Raw genomic sequence first — 16,415 nt, 5'->3', positions numbered from 1 at the left:
GGATGCATATCGTGGGAGCGCTCCCACGATTTTCGCAAGCCGGTCGCTCTCTGTCAGCGGCTCCCGCCTGGCAGCACGTGTCCTGGCAGCATGTTGTCAGGTGGCACCCGGCGCCGAAATCCTGGGCAATTCCACCGTCGGAGCCTGCGGACCAGGGTGCCGACCGAGGCGGGCCCGGACGCGCCGGGCCGGGTGGATCCGGTGCCAATCCCCGGGAATCGAATTACGGGCGGAAGAAATCCGGGTCGAACCGTCGTCACCACTTTCCGAAATGGCGCCGCTTCACCGGCGTTCCCCACGCTGCGTGAGCGTACGACGACTTCCCGTCGGAGGCTGGGCGTCATGCCGCCGCGCGGACCGGTTGCCAAACCAGATGGCAACGGACGCCGCCGGGACGGGTTGGCGAACCGGCTTTAATATGACGATGCCTGGCAGGCCGCCGGGGAGTGCTGGGCCGCATAACTGCCAAGTGACGCGGTACGGCGATATGCGGTGTACGAGGTAGGTGGCATGTGAATTCGCAGGCTTGCCGCAACAGTGTGCTGCAGGGTTTCGGTTTGGATAATGCCAGCGAGTCGGTTTACCTGACGATTCTGGCGGATCCCGACAGCACGGTCGCCGATTTGACACTTCGGCTGGGCCTGGGCGAGGGCGCCGTCCGGGCCGCGCTGGACCGTCTGCGACGGCTCTCGCTGCTCCGGCCGTCCAGGGAGGACCCGAGCGTGTTGTGCCCGGTGAGCCCGGGGATCGCCCTGGAAGCCCTCATCAAGCACCAAGAGGCCGAGCTGGTCCGCCGGCAGAACCAGATCGCGGAGAGCCGGGCGGCGATCGCCGTGCTGGAGGCCGAGTACGCGATCACGCGTCACGCGTCCGGAGACGTGCTCGAACGCCTCGCGGACATCGACGCGATCCGTGAGCGGCTGGTGCAGCTCGCCCGCGACGCCCGCTACGAGTTCCTGTCCCTGATGCCGGTCGGCACGCCGTCCGCCGAGAGCACGGCGAGCCGGATGCTGGACGAGCAGATGCTGGAGCGCGGGGTGACCGTACGCGCCCTCTTCCTCGACACCATCGACCGGGATCCGGTCACGTCGGGCCATGCCCGCCGGCTCACGTGGCTCGGCGGCCGGGTGCGCACCCTTCCGGTGCTGCCGATCCGGATGATCATCGTGGACCGCGAGGTGGCGATGGTCCCGGTCGATCCCGAGCACGTCGCGCTGGGCGCGGTGCTGGTCCGCGGCGAGGGCATGGTCATGGCGATGCGCACGCTGTTCGACCTGATGTGGGAACGCGGCCGGGACTTCGGCGCGTCCCGCACCCGCGACCGCGACGGCCTCACCGACCAGGAGCGCGAGTTGCTGAGGTTCCTGTGCGAGGGGCACACCGACGAGGCGGTCGCCCGCAAACTCGGCATCTCCACCAGGACCTGCCGCCGGATCACCGCCGACCTGATGAACCGCCTGGGCGCCCGCAGCCGGTTCCAGGCCGGGGCGCGGGCAGCGGAACGCGGCTGGTTCCGCTATCCCGCGCCCGAGCCCGGAGCCGACATCTGGGCGGACGCCCCGACCTCGTGAGGTCCGTCCGCCCGGCATCGGAGGTCCTGGTGACGTCGGACGTCCTCCCGGCGTCGGACGCACTGGTGACATCGGGCGCCCTTGTGCCATCAGGCGTCCGCCGGTTCGCGGTCTCCGGCCAGCCGGTCCCGCAGGTGGTCGACGAGCGCCGCGGGTGTCGGGTGGTCGAAGGCGATGCTGGCGGGCAGGGCCAGCCCGCTGGTGGCCGCGAGGCGGTTGCGCAACTCCACGATCATGAGCGAGTCCAGTCCGAGCTCGAACAGGGTGGCGTTCGGCTCGATCCAGTCCGCGGCGTGACCGCTGACCTCGGCGACCTGCCCGACGACGAGGTCGAGCAGGAGCGCGTCGCGTTCGTCCGGTGAGAGACCGGACGGCGGCAGCGCGGTCATGACGTCCGGCGCGGCCGCGGCCTCCGGCGTGGTCACGGTCCCGGTACGCGTCGCCGCGAGGTCCAGATCGGCCGGTGCGACCAGTGGCTCCGCCAGGGCGAGCGCGTCGTCGAACAGCCCGAGCCCGTCCTCGACGGACAGCGGAGTGATCCCGGCGCGCCGCATCCGCTCCAGGTCGGCGTGACCAAGACGGCCGCCCATCCCGTCGGACTCCCACAGCCCCCAGGCGAGCGACATCGCGGGAAGCCCGAGCGAGTGGCGGTGACGGGCGAGGGCGTCGAGGAAGCTGTTGGCCGCCGCGTAGTTCGCCTGGCCCGCGGTGCCGAGCACGCCCGCCACGGAGGAGAACAGCACGAAGGCGTCCAGGTCGAGCCCGCGGGTGAGCTCGTGGAGGTGCCAGGCGCCGTCGGCCTTCGGCCGCATGACGTCTTCGACCTGCCCCGCGGACATGGCGGTGATCACGGCGTCGTCGAGCACGCCCGCCGCGTGGACGACCGCGCTGAGCGGGTGACTCACCGGGACCCCGGCGAGCAGCGCCTCCACGGCGTCGCGGTCGGCGACGTCGCAGGCGACGGCCCTTACCTCGGCCCCGAGACCGGCCAGATCGGCGACGAGCCGGTGGGCGCCGGCCGCGGCGTCACCCCGGCGGCTCGCCAGGATCAGGTGGCGTACGCCGTGCTCGGTGACGAGATGGCGGGCGAGCAGCGCGCCGAGGCCGCCGGTGCCGCCGGTGACGAGCACCGTGCCGTGGGGATCGATGCGCCGGCCGGTCCGGCCCGTGATCAGGGGGACCTGCACCGGCTCCGGCCGATGGAGTATGCCGTCGCGGATGGCGATCTGCGGTGCGCCGGTGGCCACCGCCGCCGCGATCGCGTCCTGGGACGCGGGCGACCGGTCGACGTCGACGAGCGTGAACCGGCCCGGATTCTCCGCTTGGGCCGAGCGGATCAGGCCCCAGGACGCGGCGTTGGCGAGGTCCTCGACCGGGTCGCCGGGCAGCGCGGCCACCGCGTGCCGGGTGAGGAACACCAGCCGTACGCCGGCGGGCGCGTCGTCGGAGAGCCACCGCTGCGCGAGTTCCAGCGTGCGGCGGGTCGCGCGGCGCGCGCCGGCGGGCGTGCGGTCGTCCGACGGCAGCGGCACGACCACCGCGGCGGGCGGCTCCCCGTCGCTCGCGACCGCCGCCCACGCGGCGGGAAGATCGCCGTCGGGCACCGTGACGACCGGTCGCGGCTTCTCGTACGGCGGCTCGACGACGGGCCAGGCGACGCGGTACAACGTCCCGCGGCGTCCGGCCGCACGCCCGAGCTGGTCCGGCGCGATGGGCAGCAGATGCAGCGACTCGACGACGACCGCCGGGTGGCCGGTCTCGTCCCAGCCGGTGATCGCCACCGCTCCCGGGCCGGCGGGGGAGATCCGCACCAGGAGCTCACGCGCGCCGTGCGCGGAGAGGGCGACCCCGTTCCAGATGAACGGGATGCGTGGCCGCCCGGTGTCGTCTCCGGTGTCGGCTCCTGTGCCGTCTCCGGGCCGGGCGACCAGGTCGACGAGCCGCTCCGGCGTGCCGTCCAGGCCGAGCCCGTGCATCGTCGCGTCGAGCAGCGCCGGATGCGGGCCGAACAGGCCGGGATGCAGGCGCCGGTCCTCGGGCAGCCGGAGCTCGACGTAGAGGTCGTCGCCGTGCCGGTGGGCGGCGCGTACGCTCTGGAACACCGGACCCCATCCGTAGTGGCCCCGGTCGTTGAACCGCCGGTAGAAGTCGCCGACCTCGATCGGGATGGCGCCGTCAGGGACGCCGGCGGGCCGGTCTGTTCTCGCGGGCCCGCTCGGCGACGACGCGACGCCGCCGGGCCGGGCCGGGCCGAGGACGCCGGTGGCCAGTTGCGACCAGGGACGCCCGCGAGCCTCGGCTTCACCCCTGCACCGCAGTGAGAACTCCCGTCGCCCGGCCGGACCGGCGGGTCCGGCCCGCAACTGCAGTTCGACCCTGCCGTCGGGCGGCACGATCAGGGGGGCCTTGTGCGTCAGCTCGACGACCTCCGCGCACCCGACCTGCCGGGCTGCCCACGCGGCGAGTTCCAGGAACGTCACGCCCGGCACGACGACCCGGCCGTGCACCTCGTGGTCCGCGAGCCACGGTTGCGTACGCGCGGACAGCCCGCCGGTGAACAGCATGCCGCCGTCGTCGAGTTCGATCGCCTGGTCGACCAGCGGATGGCGCTCCGCGGCCCGCGAGACACCGGAGGCGTGGCTCCGGCCGGCCGCCGGCAGCCAGAACCGCCGCTGGTCGAAGGCGTACGTCGGGAGATCGACGGGCGTGCCGCGCCCGGCGGGGAGGACGTTCCCCCACACGACGGCCTGGCCCTGACAGTGAGCCTCGGCCAGCGCGGCGATCAGGCCCTGCGCCGCACCGTGGCCGGGCCGCACGACCGCGATCGGCCCGCCCGGCCGGTGCGGTGCGGCCTGCTGCTGTGGTGCGATCGGCTGGTCCGATGCGGCCGGGTCGTCCTCGGTGAGCCTGCCGGGTGTGTCGGGCGTGTCGGAACCGAGCACGAGGACACGGCCCGCCCCGCTCTCGACGAGCAGCCGAGTGCCCTCCCATGTTCCGGTGGTGGCCTGGCGGGTCCAGTGCTCGGGGTCGGCCAGAGCGTCGGCGGTCACGAACCGCCCGGTCGGCCCGTGGACGATCGGGATGGCGGGCTCGCTGAACCGGGTGCGCCCGACGACCGTGCGGACCTCGCGCAGCGCCGCGTCCTCGTCGGTCCGCTCGCCGTCCCGTTCCGAGAGCCGGCCCAGGGCCACGGCCAGGGCCGCGGCGTCGGTGAGGGAGAGCGCGCCGGCGACGTACGCGGCGGCCGGCTCGCCACTCCCGGCCCCGAGCACGTATTCGGGCGTGACCCCGAAGTATTCGAGCAGCCGGGTGAGCGCGACGTCGGCCGCGAACCGGACCGCGTACGCGTGGGCGGAGCGGCCGTCCCCGAGGGTGCCGGGGGTGGCGCGGAGCACGTCGCGCAGGGGGGTGTCCAGATGGGCGTCCAGCACGCCGCAGACGGCGTCGAACTCGGCAGCGAAGACCGGGAACGCCTCGTACAACCCGAGCACGGCACCGATCTGCCCGCCGTCGATGTGCTCGGTGCCATTCAACGTGGCGCCGTTCAACCCGGTGCCGTTCGGTGTGGTGCCGGTTGGCGTGGTGCTGGTCTGCGCGGTGCTGAAGAGTCCGGTGCGGACGAACGCGGTGCTGACCAGCCCGGTGCCCTCGGGGTAGAGGAACGCGGTCCGTGCCGCCTTCGCGACGCCCTGCACCACGTTGCCGGGGACGGCGGCGGGGACGACGCCGGGATGGCCCTGGCCATGGGCGAGCCGGTCCAGCGCCTCGGCGAACTCGGCGTGGGTCCGGCCCGTGACGGCGGCCCGGTGCTCGAACGCGTGCCGGGTCGTGACGAGCGCGTGGGCGACGTCGTCGAGGGGGAGTTCCGGGTGACGCCGGGCGAAGTCGCGGAGCCGGGCCGCCTGCGCCCGCAACGCCGTCTCCGTGCGAGCGGAGACGAGCCAGGGCGCCGGCGATGCCGTCTCCGTGCGCACCGAGAAGGACTCCGGTGCCGGCGTCTCGGTCCGCACTGAGAAGAGCTCTGGTGCCGATGTCTCTACGCGTGCCGCGACGAACGCCGGTGTCTCCGTACGGGCCCCGGGCATGTGGGACGGCGGATTTCCGTCCGCGGGGTCCGGTGTCTCCTGCGGTGCGGGCTGCTCGATGACGACGTGGGCGTTGGTGCCGCTGATGCCGAACGACGAGACGCCTCCGCGGCGCGGCCTGCCCGTGCCGGGCCAGGCGGTCGGTTCGGTCACCAGGCGAACCGCGCCCGAGGACCAGTCGACGTGCGGGGTGGGCCGGTCGACGTGCGGCGTCTTCGGCAGCACGCCGTGCCGCATCGCCATGACCAGTTTGATGATCCCGGCCATTCCAGCCGCCGCCTGGGTGTGCCCGATGTTGGCCTTGACCGATCCCAGCAGCAGCGGCGGCCGTGCGTCCCGGTCCTGGCCGTACGCCGCGAGCAGCGCCCTGGCCTCGATGGGGTCGCCGAGCGCGGTGCCGGTGCCGTGTGCCTCCACGACGTCCACCTCGGCCGGGCCGAGCCCCGCGGCGGCGAGCGCCTGCGCGATGACCTGTTCCTGCGCCGGGCCGTTGGGCGCGGTCAGCCCGTTGCTCGCGCCGTCCTGGTTGACGGCGCTGCCGCGCAGGAGGCCGAGCACCCGGTGGCCGTTGCGGGTCGCGTCGGAGAGCCGTTCGAGCAGGAGCATCGCGGCGCCCTCGCTCCAGGCCGTGCCGTCGGCGGCGGCGGCGAACGGCTTGCACCTGCCGTCGGGAGCCAGCCCGCGCTGCCTGCTGAACTCGGTGAACACGGTCGGGGTGGACATCACCGTGGCGGCGCCGACCAGCGCCATGCCGCACTCCCCGGAGCGGAGCGCCTGGCCGGCGAGGTGGACGGCGACCAGCGACGACGAGCAGGCGGTGTCCACCGTCAGGGCCGGTCCCCGCAGGCCGAGGCCGTACGCGATGCGCCCGGAGTTCACGCTCGCCGCGGTGCCGGTCAGCAGGTGACCGGCGACGTCCTCGGGAACGTGCGTGCCGTCGCCGCCGTACTGGTGTGACGACGCGCCGACGAAGACACCGGTGTCGCTCTCGCGCAGAGCTGTGGGGTCGATCCCGGCGCGTTCCATGACCTCCCAGGCGAGCGTGAGCAACAGCCGCTGCTGCGGGTCCATCGCGACGGCCTCGCGCGGGCTGATGTCGAAGAAGGCGGGGTCGAACTCCCCGGCGTCGTCGAGGAAGCCGCCGAGGTTCGTGTACGACGTGCCGGGCCGTTCGCCGTCCGGGTCGTACAGCCGGTCGAGATCCCAGCCCCGGTCGGTGGGGAACTCCGACAGCGCGTCGGCGCCGGACATCAGCAGGTCCCACAGGTCCTCGGGGGAGCGCACGCCCCCCGGATAGCGGCAGGCCATCGCGACGATGGCGATGGGGTCCGCGTCCGAACCCACTGGCGCGGGCGCGACGGTGGCGGCCGGGCCCGCGACGCGCTCGGACGCGCCGGTGAGCTGGGCGAACACGAGGTCGGTGACCGCGGCCGGCGTCGGATGGTCGTACGCCAGCGTGGCGGGGAGCGCCAGCCCCGTGGCGGCGGTGAGCCGTTCCGGCAGTTCGACGGTCATCAGGGAGTCGAACCCGAGGTCGCGGAACGGCCTGCGCGGGTCGACCGCCTCCGCGGACTCGCCGACGATCGCCGCCGTGACCCCCAGCACCACGTCCAGGACCCGGGGCCGCCGCCTGGCGGCGGGCAGGGCGGCGAGCTCCTGCCGCAGTCCCTGGCCGGACGCTCCGGAGGTTCGGCCGGGGGCGTCTTCCGGTGCCTTCAGCACCTCCCGCGCCTCTCGCGCCGCCGGCAGGTCGTCGAGCAGCGGACGGCGACGCGCCGCGGTGAACGGCGGCACGAACCGCTCCCACGCGATGTCGGCGATGGTCACGCAGGTCTCGTCGTCGTCCAGCGCGTACTGCAGCGCGGCCATGGCCTGCTCGGGCGGCAGCGCCTCGACGCCGTGCCGCTGCAGGTGGCGGGCGAACGCGGGGTCCGCGCCCATGCCCGGCCCGGCCCACAGACCCCAGGCGAGAGAGGTCGCGGTGCGGCCACCGGCCCGGCGCCGCTCGGCCAGGGCGTCGAGGAAGGCGTTGGCCGCCGCGTACGCGGCCTGGCCGGTGGTGGCCCACAGCCCGACGCCCGCGATCGAGGAGAACAGCACGAACGCGTCCAGGGCGGTCTCGCCGAACAGATCGTCGAGGTTGGCGGCGCCGGCGGCCTTCGAGCACGCCTCCGCGAGATCGCCCGCGGTGAGGTCCTCGATCGGCACGCGCCGCCCGACCCCCGCCGTGTGGAACACCGAACGGATGGGGCCGTGCTCGGCGGTCACAGCGTCGATCAGGCCGGCCAGCGCCGCGCGGTCGGCCACGTCGCAGGAGGCGACGGTGACGGCGGCGCCGAGCGAGGTGAGCTCCGCTTCGAGGGCCTCGGCGCCCGGTGTGGCCCTGCCCCGGCGGCTGACGAGCACCAGGTGCTCCGCGCCGCCCGCGGCCAGCCATCGGGCGACGTGGGCGCCCAGACCACCGGTGCCGCCGGTGATCAGGACGGTTCCGCGCGGGCGCCAGGGTTCGCCGGCGGACGCCGGCCGCGGCGCCGTCACCAGCCGGCGCCCGAACAGCCCGGCGGCGCGGATCGCGATCTCCTCCTCGTCGCCGGGCCCGTTCAGGGCCGTACGCAGGAGAGGCGCTGACCGGGTGTCGGCCGGGAGGTCGATGAGCCCGCCCCACGAGCGCGGGCGTTCCAGGGCGACGGAGCGGCCGATCGCCCATATCTGCTCCTGCGCCGGGCTTTCGACCGGGTCCGTGGAGCCGGTGCCGACGGCTCCACGGGTCAGCAGCCACAGCGGCGCGTCGAGCGCGGCGTCGCCGAGGGCCTGCACCAGCGTCAGCGTCGCCGACAGGCCACGCGAGATCTCGGCGTGGCGCGGGTCCGGGCGGTCGTCGAGCGCCAGCAGCGACACCACGCCGCCCACCCCCGCAGAGCTCGCACCCCCAGCTTGGTGACCCGCTGTGCCGTGGCCCGCTGTGCCGTGGCCCGCGGTTACGTCGCCCAGTGCGGCGCGGAGCCGCGACGTGAGCACGTCCCGGTCGGCGTCGCCGCCCACCTCGGTGATCGTACGGACGTCGGCGCCGCCGTCGGTGAGGGCGCTCGCGCAGGCGGTCACCCATTCGTGGTCCGCGTACCCGGCCGGGACCACCAGGAGCCACACGCCGCGCGGGGCGGGAGCCGCCGTCACGGGGATCGGCCGCCAGGCGACGCGGTAGCGCCGTCCGTCGGCGGCCGCCCGTTCGCGGTGCCGCTGGTGCCAGTCGGACAGGATCGGGACGACCGCGCCCAGTGACGACCGCTCGTCCGCACCGGTGACCCCGAGCGTGTCGGCGACCGCGCCGGTGTCCCCGCTGCGTACGGCGGCCCAGAAGCGCGTCTCCATGGGGGCGGCCGTGGACGGGCCTGACTCGGACGCGCTCGGGCCCGGCGTGGCGGTCAGCCAGTAGCGCCGGTGCTGGAAGGGGTACGTGGGCAGGCCGGCGCAGGCGGCCGCCCAATCGGTGTGACCCGAGTGCGTGGGCGTGCCCGCGCCACGAGCACGTGCCCAGGCGACGGCCCGGTCGGCGGTCTCGGCCTCCGGACGCCCGCGTTGCAGGATCGGCATGAACTCCGGTGCCGGGTCGGGCTTGGGCGACAGTGCCGCGAGGGTGGTCCGGGCGAGTGGCGCGAGCACGGCGTCGGGGCTCAGCTCCAGATAGGTGGTGACGCCCTGTTCGGCGAGCCGGTGGACGCCGTCGAGGAAACGCACTCCCTCACGCGCGTGCCGCACCCAGTACGCGGGCGAGCACAGCTCCTCCGGGGTGGCGATCCGTCCGGTGAGGTTCGACACGACGGGGATCGCGGGCGGCCGGAAGGTCAGGGCGGCGGCGACGTCGAGGAGGTGGCCGAGCATGCCGTCCATGTGCGGTGAGTGGAAGGCGTGGCTGACGTTCAGCCGCCGGGTCGCCCAGCCCAGTTCCTCGCAGCGCCGAGCGACGTCGAGCACGGCGTCGGTGTCGCCGGAGACGACGACCGCGGCCGGGCCGTTGACGGCCGCCACGCCGACGTTCTCCTCGTGCCCGCTGAGCAGCGGGCGTACGGCGTCCTCGGCGGAGCGGATCGACACCATCGCGCCGCCCCGCGGCAGTTCCTGCATCAGCCGCCCTCGGGCGGTGACCAGCGTCGCGGCGTCGGCCATCGACAGCACACCCGCGACGTGCGCGGCGGTGAGCTCGCCGATCGAGTGGCCGATGAGGTAGTCCGGCGTGATGCCGCACTCCCGGGCCAGCGCGTACAACGCGGTCTCCAGGGCGAACAGCGCCGGCTGGGTGTAGCCGGTCTGGCCGAGCAGCTCCGCCTCGGGCGACCCGGCGGGCGCCCACATGACGTCGCGCAGCGGCCGTTCCAGGTGGGGATCGAGGTGCGCACAGGCCTCGTCGAGCGCGGCCGCGAAGACCTCGGACGCCTCATACAGCTCACGGCCCATGCCGGGTCGCTGGCTGCCCTGCCCCGCGAACAGGAAGGCGGTCCCGCCGGCCCCGCCCGTCGCACGCAGCACGCCGGGCGCGGCCTCGCCGGCGGCGACCGCGCCGAGGCCGGACAACAGGGCCGGCCGGCTCGCCGCCGTGATCACGGCCCGGTGCTCGAACACCGTACGGCCCGCCGTGAGGGCCGCCGCGACGGTGTTCGCGTCGAGGCCGGGACGGGCGGCGACGAAGTCCCTCAGCCGCTGCGCCTGCGCCCGCAGGGCCGGCTCGGTCTTGGCCGAGATCAGCCACGTCGCGGGTGATCCGTCGTCCGCGTGGATGGTTGTCGGCGGCGAGGTCTCCGGCGGGGCCGCGGCGGGGGCCTGCTCCAGGATGAGGTGCGCGTTGGTGCCGCTGATGCCGAAGGACGACACCGCCGCACGGCGCGGACGGCCGGCGTCCGGCCAGCCGGTCGCCTCGGTCAGGAGGCGTACGGCGCCGGAGGACCAGTCCACCCGGGGGGTGGGCCGGTCGACGTGCAGGGTCCTCGGCAGGACGCCCGCGCCCATGGCCATGACCATCTTGATGAGCCCGGCGGCGCCGGCGGCCGCCTGGGAGTGACCGATGTTCGACTTCACCGAGCCGAGAAGCAGCGGCCGGTCGGCGGGCCGCTCCCGGCCGTAGGTGGCCAGCAGCGCCTCGGCCTCGATCGGGTCGCCGAGCGAGGTGCCGGTGCCGTGCGCCTCGACGGCGTCCACGTCCGCGGGCCCGAGCCCGGCGGCGGCCATGGCGGCCCGGATCACCCGCCGCTGCGCGGAGCCGCTGGGCGCGGTCAGCCCGTTGCTGGCGCCGTCCTGGTTGACCGCGCTGCCGCGGACCAGCGCCAGGACGGGGTGGCCGTTGCGCCGGGCGTCGGACAGCCGTTCGAGCACCAGCAGCGCCGCGCCCTCACCCCAGCTCGTGCCGTCCGCCGCGGCGGCGAACGGCTTGCACAGGCCGTCGGCGGCGAGCCCGCGCTGCCGTCCGAACTCGGTGTACATCGTGGGAGAGGCCATCACGGTCACGCCGCCGGCCAGGGCCAGGCCGCACTCGCGGAGCCGCAGCGCCTGGCAGGCCATGTGCACGGCGACCAGCGACGACGAGCAGGCGGTGTCGACGGTCACGGCGGGGCCGCCGAGGCCGAGGGTGTAGGCGATCCGGCCGGAGATGACGCTGCCCGTGCCGCCGGTCATGAGGTAGCCCTTGAGCTCGTCGGGTCCCTCGTGCCCGCGCGGGCCGTACTCCTGCGGGATCGCGCCGACGTAGACGCCGGTGTCGCCGCCCGCGAGCGTCGCGGCGGGGATCCCGGCCCGTTCCAGGGCCTCCCAGGTGACTTCGAGCATCAGCCGTTGCTGCGGGTCCATGGCCAGCGCCTCGCGCGGCGAGATGCCGAAGAAGTCGGCGTCGAAGCCCGCCGCGTCGGCCAGGAAGCCGCCGACGGCGGGGACCTCCCAGCCGCGGTCGGCGGGTACGTCGGACACCGCGCAGACGTCGGACTCCACCAGCCGCCACAGGTCCTCGGGCGACCGTACGCCGCCGGGGTACCGGCAGGCCATCGCCACCACGGCGATCGGATCGTCGTCCTCGGAGGCGGCGTCGGCGTTGGAGGCGGAGGCGGTCGCAGTGGTCGTGGTCGTGGTCGTGGTCGTCGTACCGGCCGTCATGGTGCCCGCAGGGGCGCCCGCCGATTCGCCCTCCTGGCCGAGTGCCCGGCCCACCAGGTGCTCGGCGACGGCGACCGGCGTCGGATGGTCGTAGACCAGCGTGTCGGGCAGCCGCAGCCCGGTCACGGCGCTCAGGCGCTGGCTCAGCTCGACGCCGGTGACGGAGTCGAAGCCGAGGTCGCCGAACGTCTGCCGCATGCCGACGGCATCCGGGGTGGCGTGGCCGAGGAGGTCGGCGACCTGCTCGCGCACCAGCGTGACCGCCGCCAGCCGCCGTTCCGCCTCCGGCGCCCCGGCCGTCCCGCGCCGCCACGCGGCGTCGTCCGACGTCGTGGCCACTACAGGGGAATGGACCGGAGCGGGGGTGGGGGCCGGCTCCGATGTCCCGGCGGCGATCGGGGTGATCCAGTACGACGTGCGCTGGAAGGCGTAGGTCGGCAGGTCGACCAGAGCCGCCTCGTCCCCGATCACGGCCGCCCAGTCCACATCGGCCCCGTGCACGTAGGCCAGGGCCATCGAACCCAGCACCCCGAGATGATCCGGCCCGGCGGCAAGGACGGTGTCTTTCGCGCCGGTCAGTACGGGTCGCGTCGCGAACTCGACGAAGATTCGGCGGCCCTCGTGGGCCAGGGCGTCGACGAGAGAACCGAGCCGGTCAGAAGTGCCGGCAGGCGCGGTGCCAAGGGTGGCGGCACCAGCGACGTCGACGGCGTCGACGGCGGCCCGGTCGAGCCTGCCGCCCGTACGCGTCGAGAAGCAGGGAATCTCGCCGGCGCTCGGCGCTGTCGCGGCGGGCACGTCCGCGTCCGGCACCGGCGGTTCGGGCACGTCGGACGGGCCGGCCGGGTGGGGACGCGCGGCGCCGGTGCGGGTGATCAGTTCGGCGCCTTCGGCGAGGGTCAGGAGACCGGCCGCGCAGGCGGCGGCGATCTCACCGTCGAGGTGGCCGACGACCGCGCCGGGCCGTACGCCGAAGGACTCCAAGGTCGCGGCGAACGCCACCGCGACGGCCCAGGACACGGGCCGGACGACCTCCGGAGCGTCGGAGGCGGGCGCTCCGGGCGCGCCGCGCAGGACGTCGAGCGGCGACCAGCCGGTGCGCCGCTCGATCTCGGTCGCGCACGTCTCCAGGTGGCGGCGGAACGTCCGCCCGGGAGGGGTGGCCGAGTCCAGCAGCCCGGCCGCCGCGGCGAGGTGGCCGGGGACGTCCTCGGGCGTCCCCGGGAACACGAGGACCACCGTGCCCTCGTCGTCGGCGCCGCCGCGCAGGAGGTTGCCGGCGAGGTCGCCCTGTTCCGCCGCCGCGAGACCCGTCAGGAACTCCGAGCGATCGGCGGCCAGGGCGACGGCGCGCTCCCGCAAAGAGGCCCGCGTCACGGCGAGCGAGCGCGCCACGTCCGCCGTCCCAGGCCGGGGGTCGGCCTCGGCGAACTCGCGGAGGCGTCCGGCCTGGGCCCGCAGTGCCTGCCCGGTCTTCGCGGACAGCACCCACGGCAGCAGCAGGTCACCGGTGGCGGCGGCCCCCGCCACCGGGAGCTCCGCCGGGCGTACGGCTGGGGGCTCGCCGAGTACGACGTGACAATTGGTGCCGCCTACGCCAAAGGAGGAGACGCCCGCCACCAGCGGCCGGTCGGGCCTCGGCCAGGGGGACAGCTCGGTCTGGACCCGCAGGCCCAGCCGGTCCAGCGGAATCTCCGGGTTGGGCGTGACGAAGTTCAGGCTCGGCGGGAGCTCTCGATGGGCGAGGCTGAGGGCCACCTTGAGCAGGCCCACGATTCCCGCCGCGCCCTCCAGGTGGCCCACGTTGGTCTTGGCGGAGCCGACGGCGAGCCGGTCGCCGTCCGGCCGTCCCGCGCCCAGGGACGCGCCGAGCGAGGCCGCCTCGATGGGGTCGCCGACTCGCGTGCCGGTGCCGTGCAGCTCGACGTACTGGACCTCGTCCCGGCCGACGCCCGCGCGGCGCGTCGCCAGTTCGATCACCCGCTCCTGCGCCGCGCGGCTCGGAACGGTGAGCATGCCAGTGTTCCCGTCGTTGTTGACGGCGCTGCCGAGGATCACGCAGTGGATCCGGTCCCCGTCGGCCTGGGCGAGGCGCAGCGGCTTGAGCACGAGGGCCGCGGCGCCCTCGCCGCGGACGTATCCGTTCGCGCGGGCGTCGAAGGTGAAGCAGCGGTGGTCGGGCGACAGCCCGCCGAACCGCTCCGCGCCGACCGTGCTCTCGGGCACGATGTTCAGGTTGACCCCGCCCACGACGGCCAGCTCCGCCTCCCCGTTCTGGAGGCTCTCGCAGGCGAGGTGTACGGCCAGCAGCGACGACGACTGGCCGCTGTCCACGGCGAAGCTCGGGCCGCGCAGGCCCAGGTGATAGGAGATCCGGTTGGCGATGACGCCGCGGTTGGAGCCGGTCAGGGTGTGCCGGGTGATCCCCTGCGGCCCGTTGCGGTGGAGCACCGTGCCGTAGTCGCCGGACATCGTGCCGACGAACACGCCGACGTGACGGTCCCTGATCGAGGTCGGCGCGATTCGGGCGTTCTCCAGCGCCTCCCAGGCGAGCTCCAGCATGAGCCGCTGCTGGGGGTCCATGACGGCGGCCTCGTTCGGCGAGATCCCGAAGAACTCGGCGTCGAACTCGTCGATCCGGTCGAGGAACCCGCCGGGCCGGTGCCCCGGCCCGGTCTCCGGCCGTCCGGGCGGCGGATCGGTGATCGCGTCCGTGCCGGTCCGCAGCAGCCGCCAGAAGCCGTCCGGGTCGGGCGCCTGCGGAAGCCTGCAGGCCAGGCCGAGTACGGCGATCGGCTCGGCGTGGCTCATCGGTGCGCCTCCCGGCCGTCGCCCTCGGCGAGCACGGGCTGGCGGCGCCAGGCGGCCGGGTCGCCGGTGTCTTCGGGAGCGCGGGCGCAGATCACGTACCGGCCGGGCGCCATCGCGGAGTAGCGGCCGTTCAGCAGGCCCAGGCAGGCGCGGTGGGCCTCCCGGGGCGTACGGACCGGGCCGCCCGCGGCGACGTAGGCGGTCAGGACCGGACGGCCGTCGTCGCCCGGCTCGGCGAACACCCGGGCCGGCGCCTGCACGGCCTCGTCGACCACCGCCTGCACCTCCGGCAGTTCGATCCAGCAGTTGTCCACCCGCAGCCACTCCGGGCCGCGGACGACCGGCGTCAGCCCGGTGATCTCGGTCATCCGGCGGAGATCGACGTCGCCGGTGGCGGCCGCGGCGAGCAGCCGGTCGATCCCGAGCAGCAGCGACTCGATCTCGGCCGCGGGGATCAGGTCGGCGTGGCCGGTGGTCAGGCCGAGCAGCGGCTCGCCGTCGGAGTCGATGACCCGCATCAGAAGCAGCACCCGGAAGTACGGCGGGATGTGCCAGCGGAGGGCGGTCCGGGAGAGCGCCTCCTGTGCCACCTCCGGCGGCCCGGCCGGCCGCACCTCGCCGTCGAAGAAGATGTTGATGTTGGACGCGCAGTCCCGCTGGAACAGCGTGCCCCGGCGGTCGCCGATCTCCTCCTGGAGTTCCTGGAGCAGCCTGACCTCGTACAGCCCGTGCATGGCGGCCCGGAGCGTCGCGCCGCCGGTCCGCCGGACCAGCTCGTCGAAGCTGGTGGTCCCGGCGTCGACGGCGAGCAGGCTGTCCTGCGCCAGGGTGCCGACGTAGTCGTGCATCTCCCTGCCGATCCGGTTGTTCGCCAGCGAGGCGAAGACCAGGTCGGAGACGCCGGTGCGCCAGGAGAGCACGGCGCAGAACGCGGCCGACAGGACCATGGGCAGCGTGGTCTGCGTACGCGCCGCGATGTGCGGCAGCGCGAGCCGGAGCGCCGGGGAGTCGAGCCAGCAGCCGAGCGGCTGCCCCTCGCCGCCGGAGGCCGGCACCGCGTAGTCGTGGTGGAGCTCGCGTTCGTCGCCGCCGGTCGGCCGCGGCATCGCGCACAGGCTCTGCGGCATCCGTGACGTGAGCTGCCGCCAGTAGCGGAGCGACGCCTCGGCGCGGCGCCGGCCGCGGGCGGAGTGCTCGACGGCCGCCTGGTCGGCGGGCTGGTGCGTGAGGGGCCCGGCGTGGCGCTCGTCCGGGTTGTCGATCAGATGCCTGAACTGCCGGACGACCACGGCCAGGCTCTCGCAGTCGACCGCCAGATGGCTGCACGCGATGAGCACCACCCGGATGGCGCCGTCGTGCATGGCGACGGCCGCCCGGAAGAGCGAGTCCGCCACGTCGTCCACGGGCGCGGCCTGGAGCGCCGCGATGAGGTCGGTGACCTCCTCGTGGGCGACGGGCGAGCCGGGGGCGGCGTCGGTCTCGTACACGTCGACAGCCACCTGACCGGAGCCCGACACGACCTGCCGCCGCTCGTCGCCGGTGACGAAGGAGGTCCGCAGCGACTCGTGGCGCTCGACCAGCACCGCGAGGGTGTCGGTCACGTCGCGGAGGGTGGTGCCGTCCGGCACCGTCACCGCCCACTCCATCATCCGGTAGAGCCCCGCCCGGGTGTCGTCGCCGAGCCATTCGAGGGTGTTGATCTGCCCGAGCGTCAGCGGCGCCTCCACCGCGCGTCCCCCGGCGAATTTCACGTGAATGCGTTCGGTGAATACCAGGCCACCCATGCCGCCTCCTGAACACTCAGCGCTCGGGG

At 74.6% G+C, this 16,415-nt stretch carries 3 protein-coding genes; 1 reads left to right on the top strand and 2 read right to left on the bottom strand.

Annotation, left to right across the window (positions count from 1 at the left end):
- The first annotated feature begins 623 nt into the window (after positions 1 to 623).
- Complete coding sequence (locus F5972_RS27320) at positions 624 to 1,571, top strand: helix-turn-helix domain-containing protein (protein WP_225311941.1); 948 nt, start codon at positions 624 to 626, stop codon at positions 1,569 to 1,571.
- 89 nt (positions 1,572 to 1,660) lie between these two features.
- On the opposite strand, the gene F5972_RS27315 is transcribed toward F5972_RS27320, so the two are convergent.
- Together F5972_RS27315 and F5972_RS27310 are read right to left on the bottom strand one after the other, a co-directional pair.
- Positions 1,661 to 14,602 (bottom strand): type I polyketide synthase, encoded by a 12,942-nt coding sequence (locus tag F5972_RS27315; RefSeq protein WP_150937281.1) that lies wholly within the window; start codon positions 14,600 to 14,602, stop codon positions 1,661 to 1,663.
- Positions 14,599 to 16,386 carry a condensation domain-containing protein gene (locus tag F5972_RS27310; protein ID WP_150937279.1) on the bottom strand — a complete coding sequence of 596 codons (1,788 nt, stop codon included), beginning with the start codon at positions 16,384 to 16,386 and terminating at the stop codon, positions 14,599 to 14,601. Before F5972_RS27310 ends, F5972_RS27315 begins: the two co-directional genes overlap by 4 nt.
- Between the last annotated feature and the right edge of the window lie 29 nt (positions 16,387 to 16,415).

Source organism: Microbispora cellulosiformans (assembly GCF_008728085.1).
GTDB lineage: Bacteria > Actinomycetota > Actinomycetes > Streptosporangiales > Streptosporangiaceae > Microbispora > Microbispora amethystogenes.
This window is presented reverse-complemented; position numbering and strand designations above follow the sequence as displayed.

Coding starts and splice junctions, on each gene's coding strand:
- F5972_RS27315 (WP_150937281.1), bottom strand. CDS start 14,602: ATGAGCCACGCCGAGCCGATCGCCGTACTCGGCCTGGCCTGCAGGCTT.
- F5972_RS27310 (WP_150937279.1), bottom strand. CDS start 16,386: ATGGGTGGCCTGGTATTCACCGAACGCATTCACGTGAAATTCGCCGGG.